The organism is Streptomyces puniciscabiei (assembly GCF_006715785.1).
GTDB classification, from domain to species: Bacteria; Actinomycetota; Actinomycetes; order Streptomycetales; family Streptomycetaceae; genus Streptomyces; species Streptomyces puniciscabiei.
On sequence record NZ_VFNX01000001.1, the window covers coordinates 2,372,286 to 2,387,177 of the forward strand.

Sequence of the window (14,892 nt, forward strand, 5' to 3'; positions counted from 1 at the left end):
CACGCCATGCCCTCCTTCCGGCAACCCGAGTGGCAGCAGCCCGCCGACCGGCACACCCAGCTGGTCGACCCGGTGCTCACCGTGCGGCAGCTGTCCCGCTTCGAGTTCAACTTCCGCTCCCTGGTCCGTATCGACCACGCACTCGTCTTCTCCACCCCCAAGGGTTCCTACGAGGCCTATCTGCCGCCGCAGCGGCCGACCCGCGCCGAGATCACGGCCAGGCGCTATTCAGCCGTCTACGAGGTGGACATGGGGGTCCACCCACATACCTCGACCCTCGCGCTGCCGAGCGACAACGACGCCTTCGAGTTCACCGCCGAGGTCGACCTGTCCTGGCAGGTGCTGGATCCGGCCCGGTTCGTGGCGAGCGGCCACCGGGACGTGCCCGCCCTGGTGCTCGGCGAACTCCAGCAGGCCGCCCGGCCGGTGACCCGGGGCTTCCCGGTCGCGGACAGCGCGTCGGCCGAGCGGAAGCTGCTGGAGGCGGTGACCGTGCTGGGGCCGCTGGGGGCGACCGCGGGACTCCAGGTCACCTGGACCCTGCGGCTCAAGCGCGACCAGGCCGACATCGAGCACCAGCAGCGGCTGCGGGCCATCGACCACTCCGCCACCGAGCAGGTCCACGCCGCCCAGCGGGGCATGGAGGTCGACGTCGAGGTGGACCGCAGGCTGCGCCGGCAGGACTCCCTGCAGATCGAGCGGGCCCTCGCGTACGGCGCACAGCAGCACGAGCTGCTCCTGCAGCAGCAGCGCCGGCAGCACGAGCAGGCCATGCTCGCCGGCGGGCAGCAGCACGAGCTAGCCCTCCAACAGGGGCGCCAGCACATCGAGTTGCAGCAGATCGAGGCCCAGAAGATCGCGTTCTACCAGTACCACCTGCAGCAGGGCGGGGTGCACGCCTGGGCGCTCCATCTCGCCCAGCACCCCGAGGACTCGCACCTGGTGATGTCCAGCATGCGCGAGGACCAACTGCGCATGATCCAGGCCCAGATGGACCTGGTGAAGCAGCTGCTGAGCGGCGACACGGCCGAGAGCTACGAGCTGGAGGGACCCAAGCAACTGGCCCTGCGCACGGTCAGCGACATCCTCAACCAGCGCCTCCCGGGAGTCCCGCAGAACCCGCCCCTGCTGCCGGGGGGCACCGGCTACGGCCCACCGCTGCCCGACGGATCCGGCTACGGCCCACCAGCACAGCCGGCGCCGGCCCCGCAGCCGGAGGCGCCGGAGGGAACACCACCGCCGCCGGCCCCCGAGGGGCGGCCCTCCAGTCCTCCGCCGTCTCCGCCATCTCCGCCATCTCCGGCACCGACGACTCCACCGGCGCCCACGGCAGCTCCGGCGGGTCCCTTCAGCCCACCGGCCCCCACGACAGCCCAAGCGGGCCCCTTCAGCCCACCGGCGCCGCCGGCAGCAGCTTCGGCAGCGCCTTTCGGTCCGCCGGCCACGGCCCCGGCCCCCTTCCCGCCGCCGCCGGGAATGCCGGGGCCGTACGGCACCCCCGCCGTTCCGCCCCCGCCACCCCAGCCCGCCTACGCCCCGCCGCCCCCGGCCTGGCAGCCGCCTCCCGGGTACGGCACGACACCGACGGTGCCGGATCCGCGCGCCACGGCGGACCCGGGCGACGCCGAGGCGCCGGTCGCGCCCGGCGACGAGGACGGCGACGGGAGCGCTCCGTGACGGCCACGGACCCGGCTCCCCCCGGCGCACCGGACGCCCCGGACGTCCCCGCCGCTGCCGCGCGGCTGTGCGAGCGGCTGCTCGCGGAGACACGCAGCGAGATCGCCCACGCCGACAACAAGGCCTCCGTCCTGGTCGCCGCGCTCGGGATGACCGCCGGTGTGTTCAGCGGTCTGGTCGCAGGGCGGAAGTGGACCCCGTCCGCCCTGTCCGCGGCCGGCACCGCCGTGTGGTGGGCCGGGGCTCTGTCGCTCCTGCTCTCGCTGTTCGCCCTGCTGCTCGCCGTACTGCCCCGCTACCAGCTGGGCACGTGGACGCCCGGGGAACCGCTGTCGTACTTCGGTGACATCCAACAGGCCGTCCGACAGGGCCGGTTGGACACCGCTCTCGCCGACACCGAGCAGCACCCCATGGCCGGGCTGGCCCGTGCCCTGACCGAGAACAGCCGGATCGCCGCACGCAAGCACCAGTGGATCCGCACCGGGCTCTGCGCCTTCTGCGCCGGCACGGTCCTGCTGCCCGCATCCCTGCTGATCGGCTGATCCGCCCGTCCGCAGCCGTCCCCACCCGCACGTGAAGGAACGAACGACCGCCATGACCCAGCCACAGCCCAGGCCCCAGGACCGCCCCGAGCCACCCGCCCGCCCACACCCCGAGCCGGCCCCGCCGTACCCGCACACGGCACCGCCCTACCCGCAGTCCACCCCTTCCCAGCAGGCCACCGCTGCCGCGTATCCCCACACAGCTCCGCAGTATCCCCAGACGGCACCACAGGATCCCCAGACGGCACCGCAGTACCCACAAGCGGCACCCGCGTACCCGCAGGCAGCGCCCATACCGCCGCAGTACCCGGCGGCGCCTGCGCCGGAGCCCCTGCCCCCGGCCCCCGCCCAGCACCCGCACCACATCGACACCGACCGGGGGCGGGTCTTCCTCTCCGCCGAGCAGCGGCGGACGGACGCCACGGCCGTGGGGAACCTCCTGCTGCACGTGCCCAACTTCCTGTGCAGCCTCTTCGTCGTCGCCCTGGTCTCGCTGTTCTTCGGCGGCCTGGGCATCGTCGTCATACTCGCCTGGCTCGCCAGCGGCGCACTCGTGTTCCACCGGCCCACAGAAAGCGCCCTCGCGCGCCATGTGCTCCGTCTGCGCTACCCCACTCCACAAGAACGCGCCAAACTCGAACCGGTCTGGCGGGAGGTCACGGCCCGCGCCGGCATCGAGGGCCGTAACTACGAGCTGTGGGTGGAGGACAGCGACGCCCTGAACGCGGTCGCGGCCGCCGGACACATCGTCGGCGTCACCCGCTTCGCCATGAACGGGCTGCCCAACGGCGAACTGGCCGCCGTCATGGCGCACGAGCTGGGCCACCACGTCGGCGGCCACGCCTGGTCCTCGCTGCTCGGCTACTGGTACGCCCTGCCCGGCCGGGTGGCCTGGCGGGTGCTGAAGGCGTCCTTCGGCTTCATGTTCAAGGTGTCGCGTGCCTTCGGCTGCTTCGGCGTCGGCTTTCTGGTGCTGTTCGCCGGCGGGATCGCCCTGGCCACGATCACCAGCTTCTTCGGTTTGCCGCTGCTGATCCTGGCCGTACCGTACGCGCTGGCCGCCGTGGGCCGCCGTGCCGAGCTGCGGGCCGACGAGCACGCCGCCGGGCTCGGCTTCGCCCCCATGCTGGCGGCCGTACTCGACAAGCTGCACCAGCAGGAGCAGTGGCAGCAGGCCCAGCAGGCCGCTCAGAACGGCGGGCGTCCCGTCGAGGAGAGCGCACTGGCCCGGCTGCTGTCGTCCCATCCGGACCACTACACCCGGCTGCACCACCTGCAGCCGTATCTGCGGCCGCAGGGGCAGTAGCAGCGGCCGGCCGCACGGCCGGTGAACACGCCGAAGGGCGGCCACCCCGAGGGGTGACCGCCCTTCATGCTGCTCGATTACTGGTTGTACGGACCGTAGTCGTAGTCCTCCAGCGGAACGGCCTGGCCGGAGCCGGTGCCGAACGGCGAGTAGTCGATGTCGTCGTAGCCGACGGCCGAGTACATCGCGGCCTTGGCCTCCTCGGTCGGCTCGACCCGGATGTTGCGGTAGCGGGACAGGCCCGTACCGGCCGGGATGAGCTTACCGATGATGACGTTCTCCTTGAGGCCGATGAGGCTGTCGGACTTGGCGTTGATCGCCGCGTCCGTCAGGACTCGGGTCGTCTCCTGGAAGGAGGCGGCCGACAGCCAGGACTCCGTCGCCAGCGAGGCCTTGGTGATACCCATCAGCTGCGGACGACCCGAGGCCGGGTGACCGCCCTCCTGGACCACACGACGGTTCTCGGTCTCGAACTTCGAGCGCTCGACCAGCTCGCCGGGCAGCAGCTCGGCGTCGCCGGACTCGATGATCGTCACACGGCGGAGCATCTGCCGGATGATGATCTCGATGTGCTTGTCGTGGATCGACACACCCTGCGAGTTGTAGACCTTCTGGACCTCGCCGACCAGGTGGACCTGGACGGCACGCTGGCCCAGGATGCGCAGCACGTCGTGCGGGTTGGTGGCACCCACGGTGAGCTGCTGGCCCACCTCGACGTGCTCGCCCTCGCTGACCAGGACCTTGGCACGCTTCGAGATCGGGTACGCCGTCTCGTCGCTGCCGTCGTCCGGGGTGACGACGATCTTCTTGGTCTTCTCGGTCTCCTCGATCCGCACGCGGCCGGAGGCCTCGGAGATCGGGGCGACACCCTTCGGGGTACGGGCCTCGAAGAGCTCGACGACACGCGGCAGACCCTGGGTGATGTCGTCACCGGCCACACCACCGGTGTGGAAGGTACGCATCGTCAGCTGGGTGCCGGGCTCACCGATGGACTGGGCGGCGATGATGCCGACCGCCTCACCGATGTCGACCAGCTTGCCGGTGGCCAGCGAACGGCCGTAGCACATCGCGCAGGTGCCGACGGCGGACTCGCAGGTCAGGACCGAGCGGGTCTTGACCTCCTCGACGCCGTGCTTGACCAGCTCGTCGATGAGCACGTCACCGAGGTCGGTACCGGCCGGGGCCAGCACCTTGCCGTCGACGACGATGTCCTCGGCGAGGCAGCGCGCGTACACGGACGTCTCGACGTTGCCCGCCTTGCGCAGCACGCCGTCCGCACCGCGCTCCGCGATGTGGAGCTTGAGGCCACGCTCGGTGCCGCAGTCCTCCTCGCGGATGATGACGTCCTGGGAGACGTCGACCAGACGACGGGTGAGGTAACCCGAGTCGGCGGTACGCAGGGCGGTGTCCGCCAGACCCTTACGGGCACCGTGCGTGGAGATGAAGTACTCCAGCACGGACAGACCCTCACGGAACGACGCCTTGATCGGACGCGGGATCGTCTCGTTCTTCGCGTTCGACACCAGACCACGCATACCGGCAATCTGACGCATCTGCATCATGTTGCCTCGTGCACCCGAGTTCACCATCATGAAGATCGGGTTGGTCTTCGGGAAGTTCTCGTTCATCGCCTCGGCGACCTCGTTGGTCGCCTTGGTCCAGATCGCGATGAGCTCCTGCGTGCGCTCGTCCTTGGTGATCAGACCGCGCTCGTACTGCTTCTGGACCTTCTCGTCCTGCGCCTCGTAGCCGCGGACGATCTCCTTCTTCGCCTCGGGCACGACGACGTCGGAGATGGCCACGGTGACGCCGGAACGGGTCGCCCAGTAGAAGCCGGCCGCCTTCAGGTTGTCGAGCGTCGCCGCCACGATGACCTTCGGGTAGCGCTCGGCGAGGTCGTTGACGATCTCGGAGAGCTGCTTCTTGCCGACCTCGTAGTCGACGAACGGGTAGTCCTCGGGCAGCAGCTCGTTGAAGAGCGCACGGCCCAGCGTGGTGTTCAGCCGGAAGCTGTCACCCTGCTGCCACTCCGGCTCGCCCTCCTCGCGCGCCGGCGGGGTCCAGCCGCGCGGCGGGATGGTGCCCACCGGGAAGCGGATGTCCACGCGCGACTGCAGCGACAGCTCGCCGGCGTCGAACGCCATGATCGCCTCGGCCACGGACGCGAACGAGCGGCCCTCGCCCTTGACGTCACGCATCTCGCCGTCGGTGGTGAGGAAGAACAGACCGAGGACCATGTCCTGGGTCGGCATCGTCACCGGACGGCCGTCGGCCGGCTTGAGGATGTTGTTCGAGGACAGCATCAGGATGCGGGCCTCGGCCTGCGCCTCCGCGGACAGCGGCAGGTGCACGGCCATCTGGTCACCGTCGAAGTCCGCGTTGAACGCGGTGCAGACGAGCGGGTGGATCTGGATGGCCTTGCCCTCGACCAGCTGCGGCTCGAAGGCCTGGATGCCGAGGCGGTGCAGGGTGGGAGCACGGTTCAGCAGGACCGGGTGCTCGGCGATGACCTCTTCGAGGACGTCGTACACGACCGTGCGGCCGCGCTCCACCATGCGCTTGGCGCTCTTGATGTTCTGCGCGTGGTTCAGGTCGACCAGGCGCTTCATCACGAACGGCTTGAACAGCTCCAGCGCCATCGCCTTCGGCAGACCGCACTGGTGCAGCTTGAGCTGCGGACCGACGACGATCACGGAACGCGCCGAGTAGTCGACACGCTTACCGAGCAGGTTCTGACGGAAGCGGCCCTGCTTGCCCTTCAGCATGTCGCTGAGGGACTTCAGCGGGCGGTTGCCGGGGCCGGTCACCGGGCGGCCGCGACGGCCGTTGTCGAAGAGGGCGTCAACAGCCTCCTGAAGCATGCGCTTCTCGTTGTTGACGATGATCTCCGGGGCACCGAGGTCCAGGAGCCTCTTCAGACGGTTGTTGCGGTTGATGACACGGCGGTACAGGTCGTTCAGGTCGGAGGTCGCGAAGCGGCCACCGTCCAGCTGCACCATCGGACGCAGGTCCGGCGGGATGACCGGGACGCAGTCCAGGACCATGCCCTTGGGGCTGTTGGACGTCTGCAGGAACGCGGAGACGACCTTGAGCCGCTTGAGGGCACGGGTCTTCTTCTGGCCCTTGCCGGTGCGGATGATCTCGCGGAGCTTCTCGGCCTCCTCCTCGAGGTCGAAGGACTCCAGACGCTTCTGCAGCGCCGCGGCACCCATCGAGCCGTCGAAGTACGTGCCGAAGCGGTCACGCAGCTCGCGGTAGAGCAGCTCGTCGCCCTCCAGGTCCTGGACCTTGAGGTTCTTGAACCGGTTCCACACCTCGTCGAGGCGGTCGATCTCGCGCTGCGCGCGGTCGCGCAGCTGCTTCATCTCGCGCTCGGCACCCTCGCGCACCTTGCGGCGCACGTCGGCCTTGGCGCCCTCGGCCTCCAGCTCGGCCAGGTCGGACTCGAGCTTCTTGGCGCGGGCCTCCAGGTCGGCGTCCCGGCGGTTCTCGATCTGCTGGCGCTCGACCGAGACGTGCGCCTCCAGGGAGGGCAGGTCGCGGGTACGGCGCTCCTCGTCGACGTACGTGATCATGTACGCGGCGAAGTAGATGACCTTCTCGAGGTCCTTCGGCGCCAGGTCCAGCAGGTAGCCGAGGCGCGACGGAACACCCTTGAAGTACCAGATGTGCGTGACGGGCGCGGCCAGCTCGATGTGGCCCATCCGCTCACGGCGCACCTTGGCGCGCGTGACCTCGACGCCACAGCGCTCGCAGATGATGCCCTTGAAGCGGACGCGCTTGTACTTGCCGCAGTAGCACTCCCAGTCCCGGGTCGGACCGAAGATCTTCTCGCAGAAGAGTCCGTCCTTTTCGGGCTTCAGGGTGCGGTAGTTGATGGTCTCGGGCTTCTTGACCTCGCCGTGGCTCCACTGACGGATGTCGTCAGCGGTGGCCAGGCCGATCCGGAGCTCGTCGAAGAAGTTGACGTCGAGCACTATGCGTCAATCCCTCTCAGGGTCGAAAGTCTTTGGTCTGAAACGGGGGCCTGGGGGTCGGCGGGGCCCCGTGGGTGGGGGCCCCGCCGGACTCCCGTCAGACCTCTTCGACGCTGCTCGGCTCGCGCCGGGACAGGTCGATGCCGAGCTCCTCCGCAGCGCGGAAGACGTCCTCGTCGGTGTCACGCATCTCGATGGACATACCGTCGCTGGACAGCACCTCCACGTTCAGGCAGAGCGACTGCATCTCCTTGATGAGCACCTTGAAGGACTCGGGGATGCCGGGCTCGGGGATGTTCTCGCCCTTGACGATGGCCTCGTAGACCTTCACGCGGCCGGTGACGTCGTCGGACTTGATGGTCAGCAGCTCCTGGAGGGCGTACGCGGCGCCGTAGGCCTCGAGTGCCCACACCTCCATCTCACCGAACCGCTGGCCACCGAACTGCGCCTTACCACCCAGCGGCTGCTGGGTGATCATCGAGTACGGACCGGTCGAGCGGGCGTGCAGCTTGTCGTCGACCAGGTGGTGCAGCTTCAGGATGTACATGTAGCCGACCGAGATCGGGTCCGGGAACGGCTCACCGCTACGGCCGTCGAACAGCCGGGCCTTGCCGGACGGGAGCACCATGCGCTCGCCGTCGCGGTTCGGGATGGTGTGCTGCAGCAGACCCGCCAGCTCGTCCTCGCGGGCACCGTCGAAGACCGGGGTCGCGACGTTGGTGCGCGGGGCGACCTGGTCGGCGCCGATGGCCTGCAGGCGCTGGGCCCACTCGTCCGCGAGGCCGGAGACGTCCCAGCCGCGGCTGGCGAGCCAGCCGAGGTGGATCTCCAGGACCTGTCCCGGGTTCATTCGGGACGGCACACCCAGCGGGTTGAGGATGATGTCGACCGGAGTTCCGTCCTCGAGGAACGGCATGTCCTCGATGGGCAGGATCTTGGAGATGACACCCTTGTTGCCGTGCCGGCCGGCGAGCTTGTCACCGTCGGTGATCTTGCGCTTCTGCGCGACGTAGACGCGGACCAGCTGGTTCACGCCCGGCGGCAGCTCGTCGCCCTCCTCGCGGTCGAAGACGCGCACGCCGATGACCTTGCCGGTCTCGCCGTGCGGCACCTTCAGCGAGGTGTCACGGACCTCACGGGCCTTCTCACCGAAGATCGCGCGCAGCAGGCGCTCCTCCGGGGTCAGCTCCGTCTCACCCTTCGGGGTCACCTTGCCGACGAGGATGTCACCGGCGATGACCTCGGCACCGATGCGGATGATGCCGCGCTCGTCGAGGTCGGCGAGGACCTCCTCGGAGACGTTCGGGATGTCCCGGGTGATCTCCTCGGGGCCGAGCTTGGTGTCACGGGCGTCGACCTCGTGCTCCTCGATGTGGATCGAGGAGAGGACGTCGTCCTGCACGAGGCGCTGCGACAGGATGATCGCGTCCTCGTAGTTGTGACCCTCCCACGGCATGAACGCCACGAGCAGGTTCTTGCCGAGGGCCATCTCGCCGTTCTGGGTGGCCGGGCCGTCGGCCAGCACCTGGCCGGTGATGACGCGGTCGCCCTCGTTGACGATGACCTTCTGGTTGACCGAGGTGCCCTGGTTGGACCGGGAGAACTTGGCCAGGCGGTACGTGATGTACGTGCCGTCGTCGTTGGCGGTGGTGATGTAGTCCGCGGAGACCTCCTGGACCACACCGTCCTTCTCGGCCTTGACCACGTCGCCGGCGTCGACCGCGGAGCGGTACTCCATGCCGGTGCCGACGAGCGGGGCCTCGGACTTAATCAGCGGCACGGCCTGACGCATCATGTTCGCGCCCATGAGGGCACGGTTGGCGTCGTCGTGCTCGAGGAAGGGGATCATGGCGGTCGCGACCGACACCATCTGGCGCGGCGAGACGTCCATGTAGTCCACGTCCTCGGGGCCGACGTAGTCGACCTCGCCGCCACGGCGGCGGACCAGCACGCGGGCCTCGGCGAACCGCATCTCGTCGTTCAGCGGCGCGTTGGCCTGCGCGATGACGAAGCGGTCCTCCTCGTCGGCGGTCAGGTAGTCGACCTCGTCGGTGACCTGGCCGTCGACGACCTTGCGGTACGGCGTCTCGATGAAACCGAACGCGTTGACGCGGCCGTAGGAGGCGAGCGAGCCGATCAGACCGATGTTCGGGCCTTCCGGCGTCTCGATCGGGCACATGCGGCCGTAGTGCGAGGGGTGCACGTCACGGACCTCGAAGCCGGCCCGCTCACGGGAGAGACCACCCGGGCCGAGGGCGTTCAGACGACGCTTGTGCGTCAGCCCCGACAGCGGGTTGTTCTGGTCCATGAACTGGGACAGCTGCGAGGTGCCGAAGAACTCCTTGATCGACGCCACGACCGGGCGGATGTTGATCAGGGTCTGCGGCGTGATCGCCTCGACGTCCTGCGTGGTCATGCGCTCGCGCACGACACGCTCCATACGGGCGAGACCCGTACGGACCTGGTTCTGGATCAGCTCACCGACGCTGCGGATTCGGCGGTTGCCGAAGTGGTCGATGTCGTCGGTCTCGACCATGATCGTGCGGCCGGACTCGGCCACCGTCTCGGTCTCGCCGGCGTGCAGCTTCACCAGGTACTTGATGGTGGCGATGATGTCGTCGGTGGTGAGCACGCCGGCGTCCAGCGGCTCGTCCGCACCGAGCTTCTTGTTGACCTTGTAGCGGCCGACCTTGGCGAGGTCGTAGCGCTTCGGGTTGAAGTGCAGGTTCTCCAGCAGCGTCTGCGCGGCCTCACGCGTGGGGGGCTCGCCCGGGCGCAGCTTGCGGTAGATGTCGAGCAGCGCGTCGTCCTGGCCCTGGGTGTGGTCCTTCTCCAGGGTGGCGCGCATGGACTCGTACTCGCCGAACTCCTCGAGGATCTGCTCGGTCGTCCAGCCGAGCGCCTTCAGCAGCACGGTGACCGACTGCTTGCGCTTGCGGTCGATGCGGACACCGACCATGTCGCGCTTGTCGATCTCCATCTCCAGCCAGGCGCCCCGGGACGGGATGATCTTGGCGGAGAAGATGTCCTTGTCGGACGTCTTGTCGATGGTGGAGTCGAAGTAGACACCGGGGGAACGGACCAGCTGGGACACCACGACACGCTCGGTGCCGTTGATGACGAAGGTGCCCTTGTTCGTCATGAGCGGGAAGTCGCCCATGAAGACAGTCTGGGACTTGATCTCACCGGTCTCGTTGTTGGTGAACTCCGCGGTGACGAAGAGCGGGGCGGCGTACGTGAAGTCGCGCTCCTTGCACTCGTCGATGGAGTTCTTCGGCGGCTCGAAGCGGTGGTCCCGGAACGTCAGGGACATCGACCCGGAGAAGTCCTCGATCGGGGAGATCTCCTCGAAGATCTCCTCCAGACCGGACTTGGTGGGGACGTCCTGACCGTTCTCCAGAGCCTCCTCGACCCGACTCTGCCAGGCGGTGTTGCCGAGCAGCCAGTCGAAGCTCTCGGTCTGCAGCGCGAGCAGGTTCGGAACCTCGAGAGGCTCCTTGATCTTTGCAAAGGAGATGCGCAGCGGGGCGGTGCTGGCGCCGTTGTTCATATTCGCGGTCGAGGCATTGCGCGAGGCGGCCAAGAGGGGGTCCTTCCGAGGGCTCGGACTCACTACGCGCGTGCCGGCCCCTCTCCCGTACACAGAGACAGAAACCCCAGGTCAAGGTGGCTTTTGTCGTCAGTGCTCGAGTGAGGGCAGACCCCTGGTGACGGGCAGGGGACAGCTAACAGGCAGCGCAAAGGGTCAGTGTAGCCACTTGGCACACTGATGTCCAGTGCGGGTTTGTCGAGACCCTCGCTGTGCTCACCACTCTTGTCAACGCCCTCGGCATGCTGCCCTCAACGCACGTTGATACTGCCCTCTTCGCCGTCGATCCATGCCTCGGATTCGGATCCTTGTGACGACGCGTCCTGAGAATTGCGCGCTGCGTGCGGTTCGTCAAGGGCTCCCTTGCGGGAACCGGGCATCCGGAGACACGACGAAGATCACCTTACCCCTCACGAACACAGGTGCAAGGCAGCCCACTCCGGACACCGGGGAACGCCGAAGGGCGACCACCCGGATGGATGATCGCCCTTCGGTGCGTTCGCGTTACAGCCCTAGGAGGCCATTTTCACGCCCGTAGCCCTAGGAGGCCGCTTGCGCGGTCGCGAAGGTCTTACTTGACCTCGACGGAGGCGCCGGCGCCCTTGAGGGCCTCGGCGGCCTTGTCGGCGGCTTCCTTGTTGACCTTCTCGAGGACCGGCTTCGGGGTGCCGTCGACGAGGTCCTTGGCCTCCTTCAGACCCAGCGAGGTCAGCTCACGCACGACCTTGATGACCTGGATCTTCTTGTCGCCGGCGCCGGTGAGGATGACGTCGAACTCGTCCTTCTCCTCGACGGCCTCGGCGGCCGGGGCACCCGGGGCGCCGGCGGCGGCCACGGCGACCGGGGCGGCAGCGGTGACGTCGAACTTCTCCTCGAAGGCCTTCACGAACTCGGAGAGCTCGATGAGGGTCATCTCCTCGAACTGCGCGAGCAGGTCTTCCTGGCTGAGCTTCGCCATGATGGGCGATCCTTCCACTCAAATCGGCAGGTGCCGGATGTACTGGATGTGGCGGGCGTACGTCGGCCCGCTGCGACCCGTGCCGTCGGCCCGGGTCAGAAAGCGAGCCGAATTACTCGGCACCGCCCTGCTCGGCCTGCTTGGCGCGAAGCGCGTCCACGGTGCGGACGAGCTTCGACGGGAGCGCCTGGAAGAGCGCGGCAGCCTGGGACTGCTTGCCCTTCATGGCACCCGCCAGCTTGCTGAGCAGAACCTCGCGGGACTCGAGGTCCGCAAGCTTCTTGATCTCGTCGGCGGAGAGGGCCTTGCCCTCCAGGACACCGCCCTTGATGACGAGATTGGGGTTGTCCTTGGCGAAGTCACGCAGACCCTTCGCCGACTCCACCGGGTCACCGGTGACGAAGGCGACGGCCGTCGGGCCAGCGAAGAGCTGGTCCTCCAGCGTGATCCCGGCCTCCTTGGCCGCAATCTTGGTCAGCGTGTTCTTCACCACGGCGTACTGGGCGTTCTCACCGAGCGACCGGCGCAGCGTCTTGAGCTGCGCCACGGTGAGACCGCGGTACTCGGTCAGCACGGCGGCGTTGGAGCTGCGGAACTTGTCCGTCAGCTCCGCAACCGCGGCAGCCTTGTCGGGCCTCGCCATAGAGCCTCGGCCTCCTTCCGGGTGATTCGGACCGCGCGGACCCGAAGGAGGACTGGGTAAAACGAAACGCCCCGGCGCAGGCGCACGGGGCGGACTCGACCGGTCGCACACACGCTCGGCGCGCGCACTCCGGGAGTTCTTCCACTGTCACCTGCGCGGGTCGCCCACTTTTCAGCGGATCCTTCGGCCACCGCACCCTCGTACGAGCGCACGGCAACGACCAGCGGTCTTTGGCTTCTGGAAGAGAGTACGGGACCCGGGCGCCGTCGAGCAAATCGGGCTCCACGGCGCCCGGGTCCCGTGGCGGAGTCAGGAGCTGATGCCGGTGCCGGCCCCGGGAACGCCGGTGGCCGAGCCGCTCGACGTGTTCCCCGAGCCGGGGGTGCCGAGGGACTTCAGCAGGTCCTTGAAGTCCTTGGTGTCACTGGCCGGCGGGGCCTCGGCGGAGACCGGCACGCCGTAGTCGCTGTAGTAGGCGGTGCTGTTCAGGGCGCCCCTGGCCGTGTCCGCCCGCTCGGTCTTCTTCACCGGCAGGTTCTGGTCGTTGATCCAGATGTCGACGGTTTCGGTGGTGACGCCCGCCTGGTCGAGCTGCTTCTTCAGGGCGGCCAGCTGGTCCGCGCCGAGGTTGCTGCTCCTGCCGGCGAAGTCGGCGACGTTCACCGTGCCCGAGTAGTGCGTCGTACGGACGCCGGAGACGGTCTCCTGGCCGACCTTCTTCACGTCGTGGGAGGCCAGCAGCAGCTTCACCGTCTGGGTCGGCGTGGCGTTCTGGAGCTGGTCCTTCATGTACGAACCGGAGGCGCCGCCGTACTGGGCGAGATCGGCGTACGCGTACCTGAGCCAGTGCTTGCCGCCCGCCTTCCGGGCGAAGGTGTCGCTCATGTGCGCGTAGTACGCGTCCGGCAGATAACGGGCCTGAGTCGTCGACGTGCCGGCCGCGCGCATCATCTCGGCCATCTGGCCGCCGGTGTATGTGAGGGTCATGTTGCCCTGGAGACCGTGGGCCCATGTGAGGGCGCCGGTCCCGGTCGCCGACATCACGTTGCCGAGGGACATCGTGGAGCGCACCTTGGCCGAGTCCGCCTTGTCGGTGGACTGCTCGGCGCTGCGCAGCACGGCGGCGATGGGGCTGACGTGGATCGTGCCGCCGCCGGCCGCCTTGTCCCCCTTGCCCGAGCCGGAGGAGGAGCCGCATGCCGCCACGGAGGTCAGCGCGGCGGCCACCGCCATGGAAAGGGTCACCCGGCGCACGGTCGTGCTCTTCATGTCTCGTCCCACCCCTGTTGCGAGTCGTTGTGCCCTGCACCGTAGCCCGGGCCACTGACAGCCGTACGGAAGCTCCTGCACAGCCGCGTACAAGAAAGCTCGTACGAAGAAAGGACGGGCCCCGCACCTCAAAGGTTGCAGGGCCCGCCCTCTCTCACGCGTACCTGACGCGGCTACCGGGGTGAGCGGACGGCTCAGACGGCGGCCGGGTCCTCCTCGACGAGGAGGTTGCGGGTGCGGTTCGGGTCGACCGGGATGCCGGGGCCCATCGTGGTGGTGATGGCGGCCTTCTTGAGGTAGCGACCCTTGGCGGCGGACGGCTTCAGACGGAGGATCTCCTCCAGCGCGGCGCCGTAGTTCTCCACCAGCTTGGCGTCGTCGAAGGACGCCTTGCCGATGATGAAGTGCAGGTTCGAGTGCTTGTCGACGCGGAACTCGATCTTGCCGCCCTTGATGTCGGTGACGGCCTTGGCGACGTCGGGGGTGACGGTGCCGGTCTTCGGGTTCGGCATCAGACCACGCGGGCCGAGGACGCGGCCCAGGCGGCCGACCTTGCCCATGAGGTCCGGGGTGGCGACGACGGCGTCGAAGTCCAGACGGCCCTTCGAAACCTCGTCGATCAGCTCGTCGGCACCGACGATGTCGGCGCCCGCGGCACGCGCGGCCTCGGCACGGTCGCCGGTCGCGAAGACCAGGACCCGGGCGGTCTTACCGGTGCCGTGCGGAAGGTTCACGGTGCCACGGACCATCTGGTCGGCCTTGCGCGGGTCGACACCCAGACGGAAGGCGACCTCGACGGTGGCGTCGAACTTGGTCGTGGAGGTCTCCTTGGCGAGACGGACGGCCTCGAGCGGGGCGTACAGCTTCTCCCGGTCGACCTTGGCGTCCGCAGCGCGGAGAGCCTTGCTGCGCTTGCTCACAACTTGCTCCT

9 protein-coding genes are annotated in these 14,892 nt (G+C 68.4%); 3 read left to right on the top strand and 6 right to left on the bottom strand.

Going from position 1 to position 14,892, the window contains the following annotated elements:
* Positions 1-6 precede the first annotated feature (6 nt).
* Genes FB563_RS10700 through FB563_RS10710 form a run of 3 tightly spaced genes read left to right on the top strand, consistent with a single transcriptional unit; the run spans position 7 to position 3,525 of the window.
* Entirely contained in the window at positions 7-1,677 is a 1,671-nt protein-coding gene (locus FB563_RS10700) for a hypothetical protein (RefSeq protein ID WP_208766289.1), read from the top strand.
* On the top strand, positions 1,674-2,219 hold the full coding sequence (locus FB563_RS10705; protein ID WP_425281729.1) for a Pycsar system effector family protein: 546 nt from the start codon (positions 1,674-1,676) through the stop codon (positions 2,217-2,219). The genes FB563_RS10700 and FB563_RS10705 overlap by 4 nt, the downstream gene beginning before the upstream one ends.
* 52 nt (positions 2,220-2,271) lie before the next feature.
* A complete protein-coding gene (locus FB563_RS10710) occupies positions 2,272-3,525 on the top strand; it encodes a M48 family metalloprotease (protein WP_167528482.1) in 1,254 nt (417 codons plus the stop codon).
* A 77-nt stretch (positions 3,526-3,602) separates the two neighbouring features.
* Here the strand turns inward: FB563_RS10710 and FB563_RS10715 are convergent, their stop codons facing one another.
* The 6 genes from FB563_RS10715 to rplA all read right to left on the bottom strand — a co-directional run bounded on the left by FB563_RS10715 (position 3,603) and on the right by rplA (position 14,881).
* A complete protein-coding gene (locus tag FB563_RS10715; RefSeq protein ID WP_055710251.1) occupies positions 3,603-7,502 on the bottom strand; it encodes a DNA-directed RNA polymerase subunit beta' in 3,900 nt (1,299 codons plus the stop codon).
* Positions 7,503-7,599: 97 nt separating this feature from the next.
* Complete coding sequence (rpoB, locus tag FB563_RS10720; RefSeq protein WP_055706210.1) at positions 7,600-11,085, bottom strand: DNA-directed RNA polymerase subunit beta; 3,486 nt, start codon at positions 11,083-11,085, stop codon at positions 7,600-7,602.
* A 577-nt stretch (positions 11,086-11,662) separates the two neighbouring features.
* Positions 11,663-12,049 (bottom strand): 50S ribosomal protein L7/L12, encoded by a 387-nt coding sequence (rplL, locus tag FB563_RS10730; RefSeq protein ID WP_055706209.1) that lies wholly within the window; start codon positions 12,047-12,049, stop codon positions 11,663-11,665.
* Positions 12,050-12,161: 112 nt separating this feature from the next.
* On the bottom strand, positions 12,162-12,692 hold the full coding sequence (gene rplJ / locus FB563_RS10735; RefSeq protein WP_055706208.1) for a 50S ribosomal protein L10: 531 nt from the start codon (positions 12,690-12,692) through the stop codon (positions 12,162-12,164).
* A 309-nt stretch (positions 12,693-13,001) separates the two neighbouring features.
* A complete protein-coding gene (locus FB563_RS10740; RefSeq protein WP_055706207.1) occupies positions 13,002-13,961 on the bottom strand; it encodes an SCO4651 family lipoprotein in 960 nt (319 codons plus the stop codon).
* 194 nt (positions 13,962-14,155) lie between these two features.
* Entirely contained in the window at positions 14,156-14,881 is a 726-nt protein-coding gene (gene rplA, locus FB563_RS10745; RefSeq protein ID WP_055706206.1) for a 50S ribosomal protein L1, read from the bottom strand.
* Between the last annotated feature and the right edge of the window lie 11 nt (positions 14,882-14,892).

Excerpts from the sequence above, each read along its gene's own strand:
- FB563_RS10710 (WP_167528482.1), top strand. The coding sequence starts at position 2,272 with ATGACCCAGCCACAGCCCAGGCCCCAGGACCGCCCCGAGCCACCCGCC.
- FB563_RS10700 (WP_208766289.1), top strand. The coding sequence starts at position 7 with ATGCCCTCCTTCCGGCAACCCGAGTGGCAGCAGCCCGCCGACCGGCAC.
- FB563_RS10740 (WP_055706207.1), bottom strand. The coding sequence starts at position 13,961 with ATGAAGAGCACGACCGTGCGCCGGGTGACCCTTTCCATGGCGGTGGCC.
- rplL (WP_055706209.1), bottom strand. The coding sequence starts at position 12,049 with ATGGCGAAGCTCAGCCAGGAAGACCTGCTCGCGCAGTTCGAGGAGATG.
- rplJ (WP_055706208.1), bottom strand. The coding sequence starts at position 12,692 with ATGGCGAGGCCCGACAAGGCTGCCGCGGTTGCGGAGCTGACGGACAAG.